The 337-nt window shown below is 49.9% G+C and carries 2 tRNA genes; both read right to left on the bottom strand.

Features of this window, described 5'->3' with window-relative positions:
• Nucleotides 1-15 precede the first annotated feature (15 nt).
• Nucleotides 16-89: transfer RNA gene (locus ACTQWB_RS18785), tRNA-Ile, on the bottom strand.
• Nucleotides 90-226: 137 nt separating this feature from the next.
• A tRNA-Ala gene (locus tag ACTQWB_RS18780) sits at nt 227-299 on the bottom strand.
• Between the last annotated feature and the right edge of the window lie 38 nt (nt 300-337).

The following is a 337-nucleotide window of genomic DNA, read 5'->3' as shown; positions in this document are numbered from 1 at the left end:
GTTCATTTAAACCTATGGGCTTAAGTGGACTCGAACCACCGACCTCACGCTTATCAGGCGTGCGCTCTAACCAGCTGAGCTATAAGCCCATTTGAAATCTTACGATTTCAGCGTCCCATCACTAAATTCAAGCTACGTCTTCGACTTGCTTTCATTAAGTGCTGTGACATGCCTCGTACTAAATTCAGCCTGCGCTACCGCTTGTCTTCATTAAGTACTCTGGCGATGGAGATGAAGAGATTCGAACTCTCGACCCCCTGCTTGCAAGGCAGGTGCTCTCCCAACTGAGCTACATCCCCATAATCTGGCGCCCACCTGCTCTCCCACATCGTCTCCA

The sequence above is a fragment of the Blautia sp. HCP3S3_H10_2 genome (genome assembly GCF_052122375.1).
GTDB lineage: Bacteria > Bacillota > Clostridia > Lachnospirales > Lachnospiraceae > Blautia_A.
Note: the sequence above shows the minus strand (reverse complement) of the source record. Positions and strands in the feature narration are given on the sequence as shown.